Source organism: Winogradskyella vincentii, from assembly GCF_020166345.1.
Lineage (GTDB): Bacteria > Bacteroidota > Bacteroidia > Flavobacteriales > Flavobacteriaceae > Winogradskyella > Winogradskyella vincentii.
The window spans coordinates 1-677 of the sequence record NZ_JAIUJS010000034.1; the positions used below are offsets into that span (position 1 = coordinate 1).

The following is a 677-nucleotide window of genomic DNA, read 5'->3' on the forward strand; positions in this document are numbered from 1 at the left end:
TTTTAGAAGTATCTTGGTGATTTAATTCGTTTAGTTTTAAATACCTCAAACATGAGCAGTACTTCATGTGTTCCACTTGTATAAGGTCTAATATCAGATATTGGATATTCATATGCATAACCAATTCTCAGTTGTTTTGATACCTGAAAATCAGCAATTCCCCCTATGGCTGCTGCAGATTCATTAATTCTGTAACCTCCACCTATCCAGAATGTTTCATTAAACAAAAAGTTTGCCGAAATATCAACAGATAAAGGAGCACCATTTGTAGCTTTTAATAAAACCGATGGTTTTAGCTTAGTTGTTTCGCTTAAATTGAATACATAACCACCAGTGAAATAGTAACTTATACGTTCCAACGCCACATAATCGATATTACCGCTTCCGCCATTGTTATAATCCGTATTAAGGATTCTTGGAGCTGAAAGGCCAAGATACCAACGTTGAGAATGCCAATAAATTCCGGCACCAACATTTGGGCTCCATCTATTGGATACATCGTTAAAAAATGGATCGTTTACAACAGAAGGATCATTCAATAACTCTTCGTCCAAGCTATAATGTGTAAAGCCTCCTTTAATTCCAAAAGCCAATTCAGAATTAACGCCTGTTGGGATAGTATATGAGAAATCACCATAGATATATGAAAAATTTTCATAACCCAATTTATCATTGAT

General features: G+C 34.9%; 1 protein-coding gene. It reads right to left on the bottom strand.

Features of this window, described 5'->3' with window-relative positions:
• Window positions 1-2: 2 nt before the first annotated feature.
• On the bottom strand, window positions 3-677 hold a 675-nt coding region (locus LBV24_RS15035), incomplete at its 5' end, for a PorP/SprF family type IX secretion system membrane protein (protein WP_224479481.1).